Origin of the sequence: Microbacterium sp. CCH5-D1 (assembly GCF_001557335.1) — a bacterium.
Taxonomy (GTDB): Bacteria; Actinomycetota; Actinomycetes; order Actinomycetales; family Microbacteriaceae; genus Microbacterium; species Microbacterium oxydans.
Map to the genome: position 1 here is coordinate 32912 of NZ_LSJW01000095.1, position 18438 is coordinate 51349.

The 18438-nt window shown below is 66.6% G+C and carries 21 protein-coding genes; 13 read left to right on the forward strand and 8 right to left on the reverse strand.

All coding sequences use genetic code 11. From position 1 onward, the window contains the following. The first annotated feature begins 2 nt into the window (after positions 1 to 2). The 6 genes from AX744_RS06570 (at position 3) to AX744_RS06595 (ending at position 6651) form a co-directional block, all read left to right on the forward strand. Positions 3 to 1679: a DUF885 domain-containing protein gene (locus AX744_RS06570; RefSeq protein WP_061015913.1), complete on the forward strand. Its 1677-nt coding sequence runs from the start codon at positions 3 to 5 to the stop codon at positions 1677 to 1679. Between the two features lie 54 nt (positions 1680 to 1733). Then, positions 1734 to 2768: an LLM class flavin-dependent oxidoreductase gene (locus AX744_RS06575; protein ID WP_061015914.1), complete on the forward strand. Its 1035-nt coding sequence runs from the start codon at positions 1734 to 1736 to the stop codon at positions 2766 to 2768. A 47-nt stretch (positions 2769 to 2815) separates the two neighbouring features. After that, positions 2816 to 4168 carry an MFS transporter gene (locus AX744_RS06580; RefSeq protein WP_061015916.1) on the forward strand — a complete coding sequence of 451 codons (1353 nt, stop codon included), beginning with the start codon at positions 2816 to 2818 and terminating at the stop codon, positions 4166 to 4168. 61 nt (positions 4169 to 4229) lie between these two features. Further along, complete coding sequence (locus AX744_RS06585) at positions 4230 to 4985, forward strand: SGNH/GDSL hydrolase family protein (RefSeq protein WP_174799774.1); 756 nt, start codon at positions 4230 to 4232, stop codon at positions 4983 to 4985. 25 nt (positions 4986 to 5010) lie between these two features. Then, on the forward strand, positions 5011 to 5757 hold the full coding sequence (locus tag AX744_RS06590; protein WP_061015919.1) for a formylglycine-generating enzyme family protein: 747 nt from the start codon (positions 5011 to 5013) through the stop codon (positions 5755 to 5757). A gap of 81 nt (positions 5758 to 5838) precedes the next feature. Further along, the gene (locus AX744_RS06595) at positions 5839 to 6651 is read left to right on the forward strand and encodes an arginase family protein (RefSeq protein ID WP_058631185.1); all 813 of its coding nucleotides are present in this window, start codon (positions 5839 to 5841) and stop codon (positions 6649 to 6651) included. A 27-nt stretch (positions 6652 to 6678) separates the two neighbouring features. Here AX744_RS06595 and AX744_RS06600 read toward each other — a convergent pair whose 3' ends face one another. Further along, a complete protein-coding gene (locus AX744_RS06600; protein WP_058631184.1) occupies positions 6679 to 8004 on the reverse strand; it encodes an MFS transporter in 1326 nt (441 codons plus the stop codon). A 72-nt stretch (positions 8005 to 8076) separates the two neighbouring features. Here AX744_RS06600 and AX744_RS06605 point away from each other — a divergent pair, with 72 nt between their 5' ends. Both AX744_RS06605 and AX744_RS06610 read left to right on the forward strand, forming a co-directional pair. Next, complete coding sequence (locus tag AX744_RS06605; RefSeq protein ID WP_046747108.1) at positions 8077 to 8445, forward strand: VOC family protein; 369 nt, start codon at positions 8077 to 8079, stop codon at positions 8443 to 8445. A 48-nt stretch (positions 8446 to 8493) separates the two neighbouring features. Then, positions 8494 to 8949 (forward strand): GNAT family N-acetyltransferase, encoded by a 456-nt coding sequence (locus AX744_RS06610; RefSeq protein WP_061015921.1) that lies wholly within the window; start codon positions 8494 to 8496, stop codon positions 8947 to 8949. Positions 8950 to 9021: 72 nt separating this feature from the next. On the opposite strand, the gene AX744_RS06615 is transcribed toward AX744_RS06610, so the two are convergent. Further along, a complete protein-coding gene (locus AX744_RS06615; RefSeq protein WP_058631182.1) occupies positions 9022 to 9570 on the reverse strand; it encodes an AAA family ATPase in 549 nt (182 codons plus the stop codon). Between the two features lie 37 nt (positions 9571 to 9607). Then, a complete protein-coding gene (locus tag AX744_RS06620) occupies positions 9608 to 10090 on the reverse strand; it encodes an HIT family protein (protein ID WP_231728751.1) in 483 nt (160 codons plus the stop codon). 52 nt (positions 10091 to 10142) lie between these two features. On the opposite strand from AX744_RS06620, the gene AX744_RS06625 reads away from it, so the two are divergent. After that, entirely contained in the window at positions 10143 to 10682 is a 540-nt protein-coding gene (locus AX744_RS06625; protein ID WP_061015923.1) for an MOSC domain-containing protein, read from the forward strand. 104 nt (positions 10683 to 10786) lie between these two features. Here the strand turns inward: AX744_RS06625 and AX744_RS06630 are convergent, their stop codons facing one another. The 4 genes from AX744_RS06630 to AX744_RS06645 are packed head-to-tail and all read right to left on the reverse strand — an operon-like array spanning position 10787 to position 14477. Further along, positions 10787 to 11257, reverse strand: coding sequence for an NUDIX domain-containing protein (locus tag AX744_RS06630; protein WP_061015925.1), 471 nt, complete (start codon positions 11255 to 11257; stop codon positions 10787 to 10789). A 4-nt stretch (positions 11258 to 11261) separates the two neighbouring features. Beyond that, positions 11262 to 13619: an ATP-binding cassette domain-containing protein gene (locus tag AX744_RS06635; RefSeq protein ID WP_061015928.1), complete on the reverse strand. Its 2358-nt coding sequence runs from the start codon at positions 13617 to 13619 to the stop codon at positions 11262 to 11264. A 43-nt stretch (positions 13620 to 13662) separates the two neighbouring features. Beyond that, a complete protein-coding gene (locus AX744_RS06640; protein ID WP_061015930.1) occupies positions 13663 to 14073 on the reverse strand; it encodes a VOC family protein in 411 nt (136 codons plus the stop codon). 5 nt (positions 14074 to 14078) lie between these two features. Then, complete coding sequence (locus tag AX744_RS06645) at positions 14079 to 14477, reverse strand: helix-turn-helix transcriptional regulator (RefSeq protein WP_058631215.1); 399 nt, start codon at positions 14475 to 14477, stop codon at positions 14079 to 14081. 195 nt (positions 14478 to 14672) lie between these two features. On the opposite strand from AX744_RS06645, the gene AX744_RS06650 reads away from it, so the two are divergent. Then, complete coding sequence (locus tag AX744_RS06650) at positions 14673 to 15269, forward strand: HdeD family acid-resistance protein (protein ID WP_058631176.1); 597 nt, start codon at positions 14673 to 14675, stop codon at positions 15267 to 15269. Positions 15270 to 15336: 67 nt separating this feature from the next. Here AX744_RS06650 and AX744_RS06655 read toward each other — a convergent pair whose 3' ends face one another. After that, complete coding sequence (locus AX744_RS06655; protein WP_046746994.1) at positions 15337 to 16101, reverse strand: SDR family oxidoreductase; 765 nt, start codon at positions 16099 to 16101, stop codon at positions 15337 to 15339. Positions 16102 to 16224: 123 nt separating this feature from the next. Here AX744_RS06655 and AX744_RS06660 point away from each other — a divergent pair, with 123 nt between their 5' ends. Genes AX744_RS06660 through AX744_RS06670 form a run of 3 tightly spaced genes read left to right on the forward strand, consistent with a single transcriptional unit; the run spans position 16225 to position 18410 of the window. Next, positions 16225 to 16698, forward strand: a complete 474-nt coding sequence (locus AX744_RS06660) for an NfeD family protein (protein ID WP_046746995.1) — start codon at positions 16225 to 16227, stop codon at positions 16696 to 16698. A 9-nt stretch (positions 16699 to 16707) separates the two neighbouring features. Beyond that, a complete protein-coding gene (locus AX744_RS06665; RefSeq protein ID WP_061015932.1) occupies positions 16708 to 17637 on the forward strand; it encodes an SPFH domain-containing protein in 930 nt (309 codons plus the stop codon). After that, the gene (locus AX744_RS06670) at positions 17634 to 18410 is read left to right on the forward strand and encodes a glycerophosphodiester phosphodiesterase family protein (RefSeq protein ID WP_046746997.1); all 777 of its coding nucleotides are present in this window, start codon (positions 17634 to 17636) and stop codon (positions 18408 to 18410) included. The genes AX744_RS06665 and AX744_RS06670 overlap by 4 nt, the downstream gene beginning before the upstream one ends. Positions 18411 to 18438: the final 28 nt, after the last annotated feature.

The following is an 18438-nucleotide window of genomic DNA, read 5'->3' on the forward strand; positions in this document are numbered from 1 at the left end:
GTATGACTTCAGCTCCTCGCACCCCCTCTGCCATCGACGCCGTCGCCGATGAATGGGTCGATACGATCGCGGTACTGGCTCCCACACTCGGGACGTACATCGGCCGCAACGAGGTGAACGACCGCTTCGGCGACCTGAGCCCGCAGGGGCACGAAGAGATCGCTGCAGCCACCCGCGCGACACTCGACCGTCTCTCGGCACTCGAGGCCGTCGACGCGATCGACGAGGTGACGAAGACCGATCTCAGCGCCGAGCTCCGCCTCGATCTCGAACTCCACGATGCCAAGTGGCACCTTCGTGACCTCAACGTCATCGCCTCTGCGGCGCAGGACGTGCGCGCCGCCTTCGACCTGATGCCCACTGCGACCGTGGAGGACTGGGACGTGATCGCGACCCGTCTCGCCGCGGTTCCGGATGCGCTCCGCGGATACGTCGAGACGCTCCGCACCGGGATCGCTGAGGGAGTGACACCGGCGCGTCGTCAGGTGGTCGAGGTCGCGACACAGATCGACCGCTACACGGCCGACGACGGGTTCTTCGCCGCCTTCGTCGCCGAGGCCGACCCGGAGGAGGGCCAGCTCCCGGCCTCCCTCGCACGCACGCTCGCGGACAACTCGGCAGCTGCACGCGTCGCCTACGACGAACTCCGCCGCTTCCTCGCCGAGGAGCTCGCCCCCGTCGCGGGCGAGGTCGACGCCGTCGGCCGCGAGCTGTACGCCCTCAACTCCCGCCGTTTCCTCGGCGCGACGATCGACCTCGACGAGACGTACGAATGGGGTCGTGAAGAGCTCGCCCGCATGGTGGCGGAGCAGACCGCCATCGCGAACGAGATCCTCCCTGGTGCGTCGGTCGAGGAGGCCGTCGCCCATCTCGAGGCCGATCCCGCACGTAAGCTCGTCGGCACCGACGCATTGCAGAAGTGGATGCAGGAGACGAGCGACAAGGCCGTCGCTGAACTGGGCGCCTCGCACTTCGACATTCCCGAGGCGATCCGCACACTCGAGTGCATGATCGCTCCCACCCAGGAGGGTGGCATCTACTACACGGGGCCCACGGACGATTTCTCGCGTCCCGGTCGCATGTGGTGGTCGGTCCCCGAAGGCGTCACCGAGTTCGACACCTGGCGCGAGCTCACCACGGTGTTCCACGAGGGCGTCCCCGGACATCACCTGCAGATCGCGCAGGCCGTCTACAACCGGGCAGAGCTCAACTCCTGGCGCCGTCTGCTCGCAGGCACGTCCGGCCATGCAGAAGGCTGGGCGCTCTACGCCGAGCGCCTCATGGAGCAGCTCGGCTACCTCGACGACCCCGCCGATCGACTCGGCATGCTCGACGGTCAGCGCATGCGGGCGGCCCGTGTGGTGCTCGACATCGGCGTGCACCTCGGCAAGCCCCGTCTCGACGGCACCGGTGTGTGGGACGCGGAGTACGCGCTGGACTTCATGCGCGCGAACGTGAACATGTCGGACCAGTTCGTGCAGTTCGAGGTGAACCGCTACCTGGGTTGGCCGGGACAGGCGCCGTCGTACAAGGTGGGCCAGCGCATCTGGGAGCAGGTCCGCGATGGTGTTCGCGCGGCGGAAGGCGATGCCTTCTCGTTCAAGGACTTCCACAAACGGGCGCTCGATATGGGCGGCATCGGGCTCGACACGTTGCGCACCGCTCTGCTCCCGCGCTGACGGGAATGCGGCCGGACGGTCACGTGTTCATTCATCTGAATAGGAAGGGATGACATGGGCATCGAATTCGGACTGGACACGTTCGGCGACATCACGCGAGATGCGGATGGGGAGCTCCTCACGGGGGCGCAGACGATCCGCAACATCGTGCAGCAGGCGGAACTCGCAGACTCCGTGGGCGTGGACTTCTTCGGGGTCGGGGAGCATCACCGCACCGAGTTCGCCGTGTCCGCCCCGGAGATGGTGCTGGCGGCGATCGCCGCGCGCACGGAGAACATCCGGCTGGGCACGGCGGTCACGGTGCTGTCCTCCGACGACCCCGTACGCGTGTTCGAGCGCTTCTCGACGCTGGACGCGCTGTCGAACGGCCGGGCCGAGGTGGTGCTCGGGCGTGGCTCCTTCATCGAGTCCTTCCCCCTGTTCGGCTATGACCTGCGAGACTACGACGCGCTCTTCGAGCAGAAGCTCGAACTGTTCGTGGAGCTCCTGAAAGAGGAGCCGGTGACCTGGTCGGGAACGATGCGTCCGTCGTTGGAGAACGCGAACGTGTTCCCGAAGACCGAGAAGGGTCTGCGTACCTGGGTCGGTGTGGGCGGAAGCCCGGAGTCGGTCGTCCGTGTCGCTCGCCACGGTCTCGGCCTCATGCTCGCGATCATCGGGGGGCCGGCGGTGCGGTTCAAGCCGTTCGTCGATCTGTACCGCCGCTCGGTCGCATCGTTCGGTACCACGTCGCATCCCGTCTCGGTGCACTCGCCTGGCCACATCGCCGCGACAGACGCGGAAGCCTGGGATGCCGCTTACTCCGGATTCGAGGCGATGAACAACACCATCGGCCGAGAGCGCGGGTGGCCGGCGTACAGCCGTGCACGTTTCCAGAACGACGTGGGACCTGAGGGGGCGATCTACGCAGGGTCGCCGGACCGGGTCGCTGCGAAGATCGCCGACACCATCACGACGCTCGGCCTCGGGCGTTTCGACCTCAAGTACGCCACGGGCACCCTGTCGCACGAGTCGATGATGCGCAGCATCGAGCTGTATGGCACCGAGGTGATCCCGCGCGTGAAGCGGATCCTCGCCTCGCAGGACTGACGTCATCGAGCGCAGGACGCCCGGCGCTCGGCTTTACGATGAGAAGCATGGCCAACACCGCCTTGCCGAGCCGCTCATCGTTGGCTGAGCGCCTGGACGTCCTGCCTTTCACGCGCCGGCATCTCCGCTTGCTCACGGGCTCCGGTCTCGGCTGGGCGCTGGACGCGATGGACGTGGGTCTGATCTCCTTCATCCTCGCGGCCCTCACGCAGCAGTGGGGGCTGTCCAAGGGCGAGGCGGGCTGGATCGCCTCCGTCGGGTTCATCGGCATGGCCATCGGTGCGACGCTCGGCGGTCTCCTGGCGGACCGCTACGGACGACGGCAGGTGTTCGCTCTGACGTTGCTCGTGTATGGCCTCGCCACCGGAGCCAGCGCGCTCGTGGGCGGGCTTGCGGCGCTTCTGGTTCTCCGATTCCTCGTCGGCCTCGGGCTCGGCGCCGAGCTTCCTGTGGCATCGACCTACGTGAGCGAGTTCGCCCCCGCCCGGATCCGCGGTCGCCTGATCGTCGTACTGGAGGCGTTCTGGGCACTCGGGTGGACGGCAGCTGCTCTCATCGGGTTCCTGGTCATACCCGCTTCGGAGGATGGCTGGCGCTGGGCGTTCGCCCTCGGGGCCATCCCGGCGGTGTACGCACTCTTCGTGCGGTGGCGGATGCCCGAGTCGCCTCGCTGGCTCGCGTCGCGGGGACGGATCGCAGAGGCCGACCGCATCGTCTCCGCGTTCGAGGCAGAGGCGCGGGTGGAGGCGACTCCGGCCATCAGGAAGGAGCCGGCATCACGAGCGATCGCCGTCACCGCCCGCGCACGGTTGGCGACACTCTGGAATCGGGAGTTCCGACTGCGCACACTGTGTCTCTGGCTGGTGTGGCTCGGTGTGAACTTCGCCTATTACGGAGCGTTCATCTGGATCCCGAGCATCCTCGTCGATGCCGGGTTCGATCTGGTGCGGTCTTTCGGGTTCACGCTCATCATCACGTTGGCTCAGCTCCCCGGCTACGCGGTGGCCGCGTGGCTCATCGAGGTCTGGGGCCGTCGACTGACGCTCTCCGTCTTCCTCCTCGGCTCGGCGGTCTCTGCCGTGGTCTTCGGCACGGCGACGACGGAGGGCACCATCATCGCCGCCGGCATGGCGCTGTCGTTCTTCAACCTCGGCGCCTGGGGTGCCCTGTACGCGGTGACCCCGGAGATCTATCCGACCTCGTTGCGGGGCACGGGCGCGGGCTGGGCCGCTGGAGTGGGGCGCATCGCATCGATCGTCGCACCGCTCTCTGTCCCGATCCTCCTGGTCGGGGGCGGCGCGCCGCTCCTGTTCGCGGTCTTCGGGGTCTGTTTCCTCGGTGCTGCGGCTGCGGCGTGGGGACTCGTCGATCGCGGCGGCCAGGCTCTCGACGACCGCTGAGGCGGGGGCGACCCATCCGGTCCCGGCGCCGTGCGTCGTCGTCCCGCAATAGGCTGGGATGATGGCAGATGTGCGGTTCGTGGCGATCGGCGACTCGTTTACCGAGGGTGTGGGTGATGTCCTCCCGGACGGACGGGAGCGCGGCTGGGCCGACCTGGCGGCTCAAGGGTGGGCCGACGCCGCCGGGCACCCCATCCAGTACGCGAATCTCGCGATCAGGGGCAAGCTCGCCTGGCCGATCGTGGAAGAGCAGCTCGAACCCGCGCTCGCCCTGCGTCCCACGCATCTCTCGTTCAACGGCGGTGGCAACGACATGCTGCGCCCGCGTACCGACGTCGAGCACATCGCCGACGCCTTCAGCCGGGTGCTGCGCCGATGCGACGAGGAGGGGGTGACGATGATCCTGCTCTCCGGCGCGAACCCGAGTGGTCAGCTCCCGATGGGCTCTCTCGTGCAGCGGCGGGGTGATCTGCTGTCCGAGGCCGTGCTGCGTCGCGTCGAAGATCGTCCCGACGTGATCCGTGCGCTCAACTGGCCCGACCGTGAGCTCTCCCGCGGCGCGTACTGGGCGGAGGACAGGCTGCACATGAATGCATCGGGTCACCACCGTGTGGCCGCCCGCGTGCTGCACGCTCTCGGCTACGAGCCTCCGGAGACGTGGTGGGCGCCGAGCGATCGGCTCGGTACGGGCCCCTCCGGCCTCGCCTATTACCGCGAGTTCGTCGGGCCCTGGGTGCGGCGGCGTGTGACCAGGACGTCGTCGGGAGACGGCCGCGCGGCGAAGTACCCGTCGTGGGTAGAACGGGTTCCCGCATGACGTCGTCCGACAGTTGCCGAATCCGGTGAGTGACTTCGAGCTCGCGGCCATCAGTGCCGGCACCGTGTCGCTGCATGATGCTCGCAGGCAGGAGAGGCGCGATGTCGCTCTCGAACCATTCGAGATCGGTGTGTACCCGGTGACGGAGGAGCAGCTCGCCGAGGTGCTCGGCATTCCCGCACGGCATCCCCGCCGCCCCGCCGCGGATCTCAGCTGGTTGCGAGCGGTGCATTTCTGCAATGCCGCGTCGGAGTGGGAGGGGCTGGAACGGAGCTACTCGTTCGACGGCGAGGTCGTCACGTGGGATACGACCGCGGACGGATACCGGCTGCCCACAGAGGCGGAGTGGGAGTTCGCCTGTCGTGCCGGCGCGACGGGCCCTCACTATGCGCCGCTCGCGGATGCGGCTTGGACGACGGCGGACGGGGTGGCCTCGCCACAGGACGTGGGCGGGAAGCTCCCGAATCTCAACGGGCTCTTCGACACGCTCGGCAACGTCTGGGAGTGGTGCTGGGACCTGCTCGACCCCGCCCGCTACGACGACTACCGGGTGTTCCGCGGAGGCGGCTTCGCCGACGACGCCTGGAGCGTTCGGGCATCCGTTCGTCGCGGGGGAGCGCCGCGTATGCATCACGACGACGTGGGGTTGAGGCTCGCTCGAGGCGCCTTCGACACCACGGATCAGGCACAGGGCTGGTCGGTGCGAAGCGATCGAGAGCGCGCTTTCCAGGATGGCCCGCTTCCATCGGGATGGACTCCTCGCCGCGGCTGAGGCGCCCCGATTCTTCGTCGGCGACATGTGCGAGAGGAGCGCATTTGTCCCGCTGGCTGTGCTGATGCCAGGCTGAGGGACATGGCATCCTCCTATTCGCTCATCGTCTCTCAGGGCCGGGTGGCCGACCGTACCGACGGCGCCTTGATCGGCGCGCGCCGAGTGGGCGAGGCGGTGTCGTCCCTGATGTCGATCGAAGCACAAACCATCGGCACTCCGACCCCGAGTGTCGTCGATGACTGGACGAAGGCGTTACCGGAGGCGGAGCAGACGCTCCACGGGATCCGGGCGGCGCTGCAGGATGCCCTTGCCGCGGGGACGACACCCCTGCTGATCACCAACACCTGCGCTGTGAGCCTCGGCACGCTCCCCACGGTCGCGGAGCATCACCCGGATGCGGTGGTGCTGTGGATCGACGCGCACGGCGACTTCAACACCCCGGAGACGACGGAGTCAGGGTACCTCGGCGGCATGGTGCTCGCCGCGGCGTGCGGCCTCTGGGACAGCGGCCACGGTTCCGGCATCGACCCGAAGCAGGTGATCGTCGTCGGTGGCCGGGACATCGACCCCGCCGAGGGGGATCTTCTGGCGGAGGCAGGGGTCACCGTACTTCGGCCGGCAGAGAGCACGCCTGAACGCATCGTCGACATCATCGCCGGACGACCGGTATGGATACACGTCGACTGGGACGTGCTCGAGCCCGGCTACATCCCTGCGGCCTATCGCATCGGGGGCGGGCTGCTGCCGCATCAGATCGCCGGGATCTTCGCCGCACTGCCCGTAGGTGCCGTGCAGGGCGTGGAGCTCGCGGAGTTCGAGGCGGGAGACGCCGAAGTCCCTGAGCATCTCAGCGTGGAGCTCGTGATCGAGACGTTGCAGCACCTCCTGCGCTGATTTTGTGGACGCTGTCCGGGTGCCGCGTCAGCGACGGCGCTCGGGGTCGAGCCCCATGCGGACACGCGTACGTTTGCGCTCGACGAGGATGAAGACGGTGCCGATGATCCAGAGCGGGATCGGCATGAGAAATGCGATCCGGAAGGCTTCCAGCGAGTAGGTCTCCGGCGTGCCGGCGCCCTGCAGATCGAGCGCGAGACCGATGAGGAAGATGGCGATGAGCGCGGCGATGAAACCTCCGGCGTTCGTGACGCCGGTGGCGGTGCTGAGGCGGTGCGTCGGGTTGTGCGTTCTGGCGTGGTCGAAGGCGATCATCGAGGCGGGACCACCGGTCCCGAGAGCGATCGCCAGGACGTAGAGGAGCCAGAGCGGTGCGGTGTCGGGGAGGGCGATGACAGAGATCCACGCTGCCATCTGAACCCCCACGGCCGGAAGCACGAGGGCGAGAGAGCGATGGTTCGGCAGTCGACGCGACAGGTCGCCGATGATGGGACCGAGAAGCATTCCGGCAACGACATATACGGAGATGATGCCCGCGGCATGTGCAGCATCCAGGCCCTCCGCCGCTGTGAGGAACGGCATTCCCCAGAGGAGCACGAACGCGGTTCCCGCGAACGGCGTGGTGAAGTGCGACCAGAAGGCGAGGCGGGTCCCTGGGTGCGCCCAGGCGGCGCGTATGCCGACGCCGGTATCTATCGCTGAGGTGACGACGCGCACGACTCCCGTGTCGGTGTTCACCGTGACATCGGCGCCGCGCTCGACCGGGTGGTTGCGGATGACGAGCGCCACGAGGATCGTGAACAGCACCCCGAGCCCGGCGATGCTGCCGAAGGTGATCGTCCAGGTGGTGGCGTGCAGCAGCGCGGCGACGGGGACGAGCGCGATGAGTTGCCCTGCCTGGCCGATGATGCCGGTGAACTGCACCATGAGGGGTCCTCGCTGCGCGGGGAACCAGGTGGCAACCAGGCGCAGCACGGCGGGGAAGATGGCGGCATCTCCGGCGCCGAGCAGAACGCGTGCGACGATCGCGATGCCGATGCTGGGGGAGAGAGCCATGGTCAACTGGCCGGCGGCCATGAGCAGCATCCCGATCGTCATGATCGGCCGGGATCCGAAACGGTCGAGCAGGATTCCCACGGGGATCTGCATCCCGCCGTACACCGCGAGTTGGACCACGGCGAACAGGGCCAGCGTGGAAGCGTCGGCCTGGAACCGGTCGGCCGCTTCGACGCCGACAGCCCCGAGCGAGGTGCGGTTGGTGATCGCGAGCACATAGGCGGCGACGCCGACCGACCAGATCAGCCAGGCCCGCCACCCCGGTGTGGAGACGGGGGAGTGGGAGACCTGCGGCACCCCTCAACGCTACTCCTCTGCGATGTCGCAGATGAGATCTGTGATGTCGCAGGTGGGAGCTACCCTGACGCCATGACCAGCACACCTCTGCATCACTCACTCGATTACGTCGAGCTCGTCGTCACCGACCTCGATGTCTCGAAGCGCTTCTTCGCCGATGCGTTCGGCTGGCATTTCAACGACTACGGCCCGGGCTATGCGGGGATCGTGTCTCCGCGCGCCGACGGGAACGAGGCCGGTGGTCTGCTGCTCGCCGACGAGGTGCGTCCCGCCGGCGGCCCTCTGGTGCTGCTCTACTCCGAGGACCTCGACGCCACGAAGGAGGCCATCGTGGCGGCCGGGGGCAAGATCCTGCAGGAGCCGTATGAGTTCCCGGGTGGGCGTCGGCTGCACTTCGCGGATCCGTCTGGCACCGAGCTCGGGGTGTGGTCCGCGCACTAGCGCCCGGTTCGCGGCGTCGGACCTTTCGAGCGTGCGACGATTGCCCGTATGACGGACATCACCGCGGGTACTACCGACGACATCGCGAGATGTGTCGATCTCTGGGTGCAGGCTCTTCGATACCGCGATGGAGAGGTCGACGCGGCCGCAGTCGCCGCCCGCATGCGCAAGCTGTTCGACGGGCCTCTCCTGCGGTTCGCGTTGGCAGGGGAGCCTCTCGCTGGGTTCGCTCTGACGGCACCGAAATCCGGTGACGAGACCACGGCAGTGCTGGAGCGGATCGCTGTGCTCCCTGCTTCCTCCGGCAAGGGGATGGGAAGAGCTCTGTTGAAGGACGCGATACGGGCGTCGAAGGACGCCGGGTATTCCACGGTCGAGCTCGCTGTGCGGCGAGGAAACCCCGCCATCCGGCTTTATGAGCTGCAGGGATTCCGGCCTGTTTCCGGTCCGGTCACTCATCCGCTCGGCGGCGAGCCCATGATCACGTTCAGTGTCGGCCTCTGAGGGGAGCCGACGCCTCCGGGGGTACGTTCAGCGCGCTGCACGCCTGACAGAGGGGCATGGAGTATGCCGAGCCTATGACGGCCCAGGGGAGGGGAGTGCCGGGCCCCTGAGATCCTCCACGATGATCGATACCAGCTCATCGGTACCGATCTCGGGGCCGATCCGTCGTTCATCGAACCAGGGGAGTGGCTGCCACCCATCGTGCCATTCGCGGATCTTGTCCTCCCCGAATTCCTGGGCAAGCTGCCGGCCCGCGTGGCGGCGGATCGTCTCCTCGAGGCCGACGTCGAACTGGTAGATGCGTGTGGACCCGAGGTGGTCTCGGTACAACCGTTCGAACGCCTCCGAGTAGTCGCGCAGATTGAACACGCCGTCGAGGATCACGTCATACCCGAGGTCGAGCGCCTGGCGGGCGGTGGTGATGATGAGGACACTGGCGTCGCGGGAGAGCTTCCGCCGATCCGGCTCACGGAGGAGCTCGCGGCGGAAGTGATCCTGAGAGATCAGAGCGACGCGCGCGCCCAGCGCTGTGCGCAACGATGTTGCCGTGGTCGTCTTCCCCGACGCCGCATCGCCGCGAAGGATGACGAGACGAGTGGAGCCGCTGCCTGTGAGAGCCATCGGGCCATTCTCGCAATGCTCTCGGGTCTGACGGGCGTCAGGTGAGCTGGAACGGCATGCCGAGGGCTGTCCTGAGCCTGGTCGCGAAGGCTTGGCGGTGAGCCGGATCGACCCATTCCGCGTCATCATGCCGCTGGTACAGACGGTCGTCCGGGTGGCGGGGGAACACGTGAACGTGAAGATGCCAGACGTCCTGGCCTCCGGCGGGTTCGTTGTGCTGGCGGATCGAGGTGCCCTCACACGCGTATGAGGAGCGGATGCCGATGGCGACTCTCTGGGTGAGGTCCCACACCGCCGCGCTGTCCGACGGCGAAAGGTCGTAGATGTTCTCCACATGCGTCCGAGGGATGACAAGCACCGCGCCCGGGTTCCCAGGCCACCACTTCGGAGCGATCCGGGCGTAAGCGCGTTCAGTGACAGCGACCACGTCTGTGGGCAGGTTGTGATCGTCATGCGTGCCCTCGAGGAAAGCGCAGAACGGGCAGACGTAGCCCGCGGGCGCATGCATAGGGGGACTCACGCCCCGATCATCGCACGGTGAGCGGCTGGATGGCTCGTGGAACAATGAAGACATGCTTGCTCGGGTCGTCGCGGTCCATTCCAGTGCTTCTCACACGTTCAGCAAGGAGACACGGGGATCCATCTCGCTGCTAGAGGGTCTGGGCGTCGACGGCGATGCGCACTGTGGAGCGACGGTCAAGCACCGATCGCGGGTGGCCGCCGATCCGTCCCAACCGAATCTCCGGCAGGTGCACCTGATCCACGGCGAGCTCTTCGAGACCCTGAAGGAGGGTGGCCATCTCGTGGCTCCAGGGGACCTCGGCGAGAACATCACGACGCAGGGCATCGATCTGCTCGCGCTGCCTGTCGGATCACGACTGCGAATCGGAGAGACTGTGGTGACGGTCACGGGGCTTCGCAATCCGTGCCAGCAGATCAACGGATTCCAGTCGGGGCTGCTCAAGCAGGTGGTGCGGAACGCCGGTGACGGCAAGGTCGTCCGCCTCGCCGGCGTGATGGGCATCGTGTCGCGGGGTGGGCGCGTGGCTGCGGGAGATCCGATCGATGTCGAGTTGCCACCGCACCCGCATCTCCCGCTCACGCGAGTCTGAGGGGGACGGGCTGCTTTCTGCTAGCTGACATAATGTGCATTATCGGATATAGCTCACGAGTCGAGAGTGGCGCGAAGAGATGGGACTCTGTGCTCTCGGGCCCCTCATGCTCCCGGGGCTGCTGCATGGGAGACGACGTCGCGAATCCAGCGGTTCGCCGCTGACGGGTACAGCGGTGCCGACACATCGTCGTCGTCGAATGGGCGCCATAGGATCGGCACGATCGATCCGTCGGACTCCGTGAGGGTGCCGCCCTCCAATGCAGGTTCTGGGCGCAGCCTGCCGCAGTACAGCGCAACGATTTCATGACCGAGCTCGCCGTCGTATCGGAAGATGTTCTCAACGACGCCCAGGAAAGCCAGATCGACCACATCGGCTTGGAGCTCTTCCTGGACTTCGCGGAGTATCGCCTTCTCGTGTGTCTCGCCGAGTTTGACACCGCCGCCGATCAGCCGGTGAAAGCCGAGCGGGTTCTCCGCCGTCGCACCGTGCTGGCTGACGAGGTGCCGAGCGCCGTCGCTGTGGGTGGCCACAAGCATGGCTTTGACACGAATGTGGGAGCGGTCGACCGGCATGCCCTTACGCTCCGACGTAGGCAGCGAGGTGCTCCCCCGTCAGTGTGGATTTTTGGGATACCAAATCTGCAGGTGTCCCTTCGAACACGATCTTGCCGCCATCATGACCGGCGCCGGGCCCGATATCGATGATCCAGTCTGCATGGGCCATCACCGCCTGATGATGTTCGATGACGATCACCGTCTTCCCGGCGTCGACGAGCCGATCGAGCAGCCCGAGGATCTTGTCGACATCGGCGAGGTGCAGACCGGTCGTGGGTTCGTCGAGCACGTAGACGTCGCCCTTCTCCCCCATCTGGATCGCGAGCTTGATCCGCTGGCGCTCACCACCCGACAGGGTCGACAACGGCTGCCCGAGCGACAGGTAGCCGAGACCCACGTCTTCCATCCGGCCGAGGATGGCGGAAGCCGCCGGGAGCTTCGCCTCGCCCTCACCGAAGAACACCCGCGCTTCGGACACAGGCAGATCGAGCACCTCGGTGATGTCCTTGCCGGCGAGTTTGTACTCGAGAACAGCTGCCTGGAAGCGCTTGCCGCCGCAGTCCTCGCAGGGCGTCTCGATCGTGTCCATGAATCCGAGTTCCGTGATGATCACGCCGGCGCCCTTGCACGACGGGCAGGCGCCCTCTGAGTTCGCGCTGAATAGAGCCGGCTTCACGCCGTTGGCCTTGGCGAACGCCTTGCGGATCGGCTCCAGGAGGCCTGTGTACGTCGCGGGGTTGCTTCGTCGCGAGCCCTTGATCGCGGCCTGATCGATCGCCACGACGCCGTCGCGCTTCGAGACCGACCCGTGGATGAGGGAACTCTTGCCCGAGCCCGCGACGCCCGTGACGACCGTGAGCACGCCCGTCGGGATGTCGACGTCGACGTCCTGCAGGTTGTTGGCGGTCGCGCCTCTGACGTCGATCGCGCCGGTGCCGGTGCGCACCGATTGCTTCAACTGCGCCCGGTCCTCGAGGTGATCGCCGGTCTTGGTGCCGCTGGCCTTGAGACCCTCGACCGTTCCCTCGTAACAGATCTCTCCGCCGGCGCTGCCCGCACCGGGGCCCAGGTCGACGACATGGTCGCCGATCATGATCGTCTCGGGTTTGTGCTCGACCACGAGCACCGTGTTCCCCTTGTCGCGCAGCTGCAGCAGGAGCCCGTTCATGCGCTGGATATCGTGCGGGTGCAATCCGATGGTCGGCTCGTCGAACACGTAGGTGATGTCGGTGAGCGAGGAACCGAGGTGGCGCAGCATCTTGATGCGCTGTGCCTCTCCCCCGGACAGCGTGCCCGAAGGCCGTTCGAGACTGAGATAGCCGAGTCCCAGGGTCACGAAGGCATCGAGGTTCGCGCTGAGCGCCTGAAGCAGTGGACCCGCGCCGGGAAGGTCGAGCCCCCGGACCCAGTCCGCGAGGTCTGTGACCTGCATGCGGCATGCGTCCGCGATGCTCACGCCCTCGATCTTCGATGACCGTGCACCCTCGGTGAGTCGCGTGCCGTCGCACTCCGGGCACACCGCGAATGTGGCGACGCGCTCGACGAAAGCACGGATGTGCGGCTGCAACGCATCGAGATCCTTCGACAGCATCGACTTGGTGATCTTCGGGATGAGGCCTTCGTAGGTCATGTTGATCCCGGAGATCTTGACCTTCGTGACCTCTCCGTAGAGGAAGAGCTGACGCTGTTTGTCGGTGAACTGCGAGATCGGCTTATCGGCGGGATAGAACCCCGACTGAGAGAAGCCCTTCACCATCCAGCCGTCCGCCGTGTAGCCGGGAACCATGATGGCCCCTTCGTCGAGAGACCGCGACTCGTCGACGATCTGGGCGAGATCGAGGTCGGACACCGCTCCCCTGCCTTCGCATCGCGGGCACATGCCGCCGAGGTAGATCGCGTCCTTCACGATCTTCTTCTCACCGCCAGGGCCCGTCATCACCCCGCTGGCTCTCTGCGTCGGGATGTTGAACGAGAAGGCGGTGGGTCCGCCGATGTACGGCTGCCCGAGTTTGCTGAACAGGATGCGCAGCATCGCGTTGGCATCCGTCACCGTGCCGACCGTCGAACGCGGGTTCGCGCCGAGCCGCTCCTGGTCCACGATGATCGCGGTTGTCAGTCCCTCGAGGACATCGACGTCGGGCCTCGGCACCGACGGCATGAAGCCCTGCACGAATGCGCTGTAGGTCTCGTCGATCATCCGGCGCGATTCCGCGGCGATCGTGTCGAAGACGAGCGAGCTCTTGCCCGAGCCGGAGACACCGGTGAAGACGGTCAAACGGCGCTTCGGGATGTCGACGCTGACCTCTTTGAGGTTGTTCTCACGCGCGCCCTGGACGCGGATGAGGTCATGGGTGTCGGCAGGGTGCGCTTCGGTGCTCATCGGGGTCCTTCGGCTCTGCGGTGGAGATATCAGGTGGTCTGGTCTAAGCGGTCTGATTGATACGGAGCAGATTCCCGGCCGGGTCGCGGAACGCGCAATCGCGCACGCCGTAGGGCTGGTCCATCGGCTCCTGCACGACATCGGTGCCGTGCTCGACCAGGCTCTCGAAGAGCGTGTCGAGGTCATCGCTGGCGAGGGTGAGAGCAGCGTAGCTGCCCTTCGCGATCAGCTCGAGGATCGTCTGCCGCTCGGAATCGGTGATGCCGGGATCTGTTGCCGGCGGGTGGAGGACGATCGACGTCTCAGGCTGACCGACGGGGCCGACGGTGAGCCATCGCAATCCGTCGTAGCCGACGTCGTTGCGCACCTCGAATCCGAGAGCGTCGCGGTAGAACGCGAGGGCGGCTTCCGCATCGGTGTGCGGAAGGAATGCGTAGTGGATGCTGATTCTCATGGCTCTCACGTTAGGTGGGCGTCGGGGCGCGGCGCTTCTCTATTCCTGATCGGTCTCGTGACCTGCTTCGCCTGGAAGGACGGTATTCCCTCGATGGTCGTGGCGCGTTCACGGTACACGCTGGGTGAGACACCGATGAGCTCCGAGAACCTCGTGCTGAAGGTGCCGAGCGAGGAGCATCCGACTTCGAAGCACACCTCCGTCACCGTCAGGTCGCCGCGCCGCAGCAGAGCCATGGCGCGTTCGATCCGCCTCGTCATCAGATACGAGTACGGCGACTCCCCATAGGCTTCGCGGAACTGCCGGCTCAGGTGTCCGGCCGACATGTGCACTCCGCGCGCCAGCGCTTCGACATCCAGAGGTCGGGCGTACTCCCGATCGATGCGATCGCGGACCCGTCGCATGACGGCGAGCTCGCGCAGCCGAGCGTGGTCGAGGTCCGTCACGAGGATGATCTTGCCACGTCGGGGAATCGTGTCGGGGAGTTTCCCGGCGTGACGAAGAGAAACGCGGGCGGGCGCTTCTCCCCCGCTCCCGCCCTCAGGGGCGCTACCCTGAAGGGCATCCTCACAGGATTTTCTCAGAAAGGGGTCCTCACCATGTCTGAACCACTCGCAGAGGCGAAGTCGTTGTTCAAGTCGATCCGCGTCACGCTGGCCGTCGCCGGTGTTCTCGCGCTGATCGCGGGTATCGTCCTCCTCGTCTGGCCGGTCAAGTCCGCGGTCATCGTGACGGCGATCTTCGCCTCGTACCTGATCGTCGCCGGGCTCGTCTACGTCGGCCTCGGCATCTTCTCGAGCGCCAAGGGCGGGTGGGCGCGCGTCGGTCACATCGTCCTCGGACTGCTCTACATCGCTGCAGGTGTGATCGCGTTCTTCAACCTGAACGTCGCTGCGGCCACGCTCGCCTTCGTCGTCGTGATCTTCATCGGTGTCAGCTGGATCGTCGACGGCATCGTCGCTCTGTCCCTGCTGGGCAGCGACGGATCGCGCGTCTGGACGGTCCTCTACGCGATCCTGAGCATCGTCGCGGGAATCATCGTGCTGTTCTCGCCGCTGATCGCCGGCTTCGCCTTCTGGCTGCTGCTGGGGATCTCGCTGGTCGTGCTCGGAATCATCCAGATCGTCCGTGCCATCACGCTCGGTCGGGATGCGAAGGAGTACGTCTCCGCCGTTCAGGGCGGAGCGACGAACTGACGCTCATCGCCTGAAACGAGAGCGGCCCCGACTTGCGATGCAATACGGGGCCGCTCTTCTCGTGCTCTTACTCGGCCGCGAAAGCGCTCACGTCACCGACGAGGCGCGTGTTGTCAGCGGGCACCGCGTCGACGGCCGCCCTGGCGACCTCGGCAGCGAACTCCGAGACGTTGTAGAGCTTGCCCGCCGACTCCCGGCGCTCGGCGATCGCCCCCGGGTTCGCGCGCTCCAACAGCGTCGCCGTGATGGTGCCCTCGATCATGTCGCCCGACACGACCGTGAAGCCGATGCCCTTCTCGGCGAGGCCCGGGATGCGCTCCCGGAGGGCGTCCTCGCCGGCACGCTTGGAGAGGGCGACGGGCTCGTACTCCGGCATGGTCGGTGTGGTGCGGATGAAGTGCGCCTGGTGGCTGGTGACGAACACCACGCGTGCTCCGTCAGAGAGCAGCGGGGTAGCGGCGTCGAGCACGTTGAGCTGCGCGTCGCGGTTCAGGGTGAGCGCGTAGTCCGCAGCCATGCCCGACTCCATGCCCCCTGAGGCGTTGAGCACGAGTACGTCCAGGCGGCCGTACTCGGCGCGGATAGCCTCGAACATCGCAGCGACGGACTCGGGGTCGGTGAGGTCGGCACCCACGACGAGCGCACGGCGACCGAGTTCCCGCAGCTGGGCGGCGAGCTTCTCGGCCCGGGGGGCCTTGTTGCGGAAGTTGATGACGACGTCGGCACCGGCCTCCGCCAGGTAGCGGACGGTGTCGGCGCCGATCCCCCGCGATGAACCGGTGACAAGGGCGACCTTGCCGTCGAGGGATCCTGCGGGAAGAACGTCGGTCACGGTGACTCCTCATGATGCGCGAAAAAAGCCGTGATCGCACGGCCTTCACACCCTACCAAGCGCACGCAGTGGCGCCCTGATCCGGCGCTCTGCGCGTGATACGTTGACCACAAAGGAGGCCGCATGGACAACATCGTGACGTTCGTCACGTTCATCGAGCAATGGGCGTGGATCGGCTGGCTGGTTCTCATCGCCGTATTCCTGGTGATCGAGATGCTCTCGCTGGACTTCACGTTCCTCATGCTCAGCTTCGGCGGAGTCGTCGGTCTCGTCACGGATCTGGTCGGCGTCCCCGTGTGGCTGCAGGTGATCATCGCCGCCGCCGCTGCCGCCCTGTTCATCCTGTTCCTGCGCCCTCCCCTTCTCAGACGCCTGCACCGCGGCGAGGATCCGACCAGGTCGAACGTCGACGCCCTCATAGACCTTCGCGGGATCGCGCTGAACGACATCACGCAGATCTCCGGCCAGGCCAAGCTCGCGAACGGCGACACCTGGACCGCGCGCACCGCCACCCCCGTTCCCATCCCCCAGGGTGCCCCGGTCGCCGTGACCGCGATCAACGGCGCCACGGCCATCGTCCGTCCCGTGAACGACTAGGAGAACCCCGTGAACGACGCATCGTTCATCCCCACAGCGATCCTGTGGATCCTCGTGATCGCCGTGATCATCTTCGTGGTGGTCACCGTCGCGCGAGCGATCCGCATCATCCCGCAGGCCACGGCCGGGGTGGTCGAGCGTCTCGGGCGCTATCACAAGACACTGACGCCGGGCCTCAACGTGCTCGTGCCGTTCATCGACAGGCTGCGGCCTCTGATCGACATGCGCGAGCAGGTCGTGTCCTTCCCGCCGCAGCCGGTGATCACCGAGGACAACCTCGTGGTCTCGATCGACACCGTCGTCTACTTCCAGGTGACCGACGCGCGTGCGGCGACCTACGAGATCGCGAACTACCTCGGCGCCGTCGAGCAGCTGACGACCACCACGCTTCGAAACGTGGTCGGTGGCCTCAACCTCGAGGAAGCGCTCACGAGCCGTGACAACATCAACGGTCAGTTGCGAGTCGTCCTCGACGAGGCGACAGGCAAGTGGGGCATCCGCGTCGGCCGGGTCGAGCTCAAGGCCATCGACCCGCCCATCTCGATCCAGGACTCGATGGAGAAGCAGATGCGAGCCGAGCGTGACCGCCGCGCCGCGATCCTGACCGCTGAGGGGACCAAGCAGTCCGCGATCCTCGAAGCCGAGGGTGCGCGGCAGGCGGAGATCCTCCGCGCGGAAGGTGACAAGCAAGCCGCAGTGCTGCGCGCCCAGGGTGAGGCCGAGGCCATCCAGAACGTCTTCAGCGCCATCCACCAGGGCGAGCCGGACGACAAGCTTCTGGCCTACCAGTACCTGCAGATGCTTCCGAAGATCAGCGAGGGGCAGTCCAACAAGCTCTGGATCATCCCCAGCGAACTCACCGAGGCGCTCAAGGGCATCGGCACCGCGTTCACGCCGAAGCCCGGCCAGGGCCCGTCGAACACGCTTCCCGGCGCGTGACGCACCCGTACTTCTCGAAGACGCGGAATCCCCGAGTCCTCGCCCACCGTGGTCTGATCACCGCGGCGGGCGAGGACTCCGGCGTCTGGGAGAACTCCGCCGGGGCTTTCGCGGCCGCCCATGCCGCCGGCGTCGAGTACATCGAGACCGATTGTCAGGTCACAGCGAGCGGCGACGTGGTGCTCTTCCACGATGACGACATCGCACGACTCACCGGCGACCCCCGGCCGGTCGGTGAGGTGAGTACACGTGAGCTGCGCACCCTGTTCGAGGACCACGGAGGCCTGCTGACCGTCGCAGAAGCACTCGATTCCTTCCCGGACGTGCGGTTCAACATCGACGTGAAGACGTCGTCCGCTGTCGAGCCTCTCGGGAAGATCCTGGTCGACGACACGCACCGGGTGCTCGTGACGAGCTTCTCCGACGCCAATCGACGGGGAACGGTGGCGTCCGTGTTGCGGGCAGGGGCGGCGCTTCGTCCGGCCACGTCCGGAGGCAGCGCGACGATCGCCTCCCTGCGCGCGCTCTCGGCACTCCGCCTCTCCCCCGCGCGCATCCTTCGCGGCATCGATGCTCTGCAGATCCCGGAGCGCCACCGCGCGCTGACGGTGCTGACTCCTGCTCTTCTGCGGGCCTCGCACCGGCACGGGGTGGAGGTGCACATCTGGACCGTCAACGAGGCCGCAGACATGCGCCGTCTCATCGACCTCGGTGTCGACGGCATCGTCTCGGACCGCGCTGATCTCGCCCTGAAGACTCTCGCCCCGCGTTAGCGGCGACCCGCCTCATAACCTCCTCCGC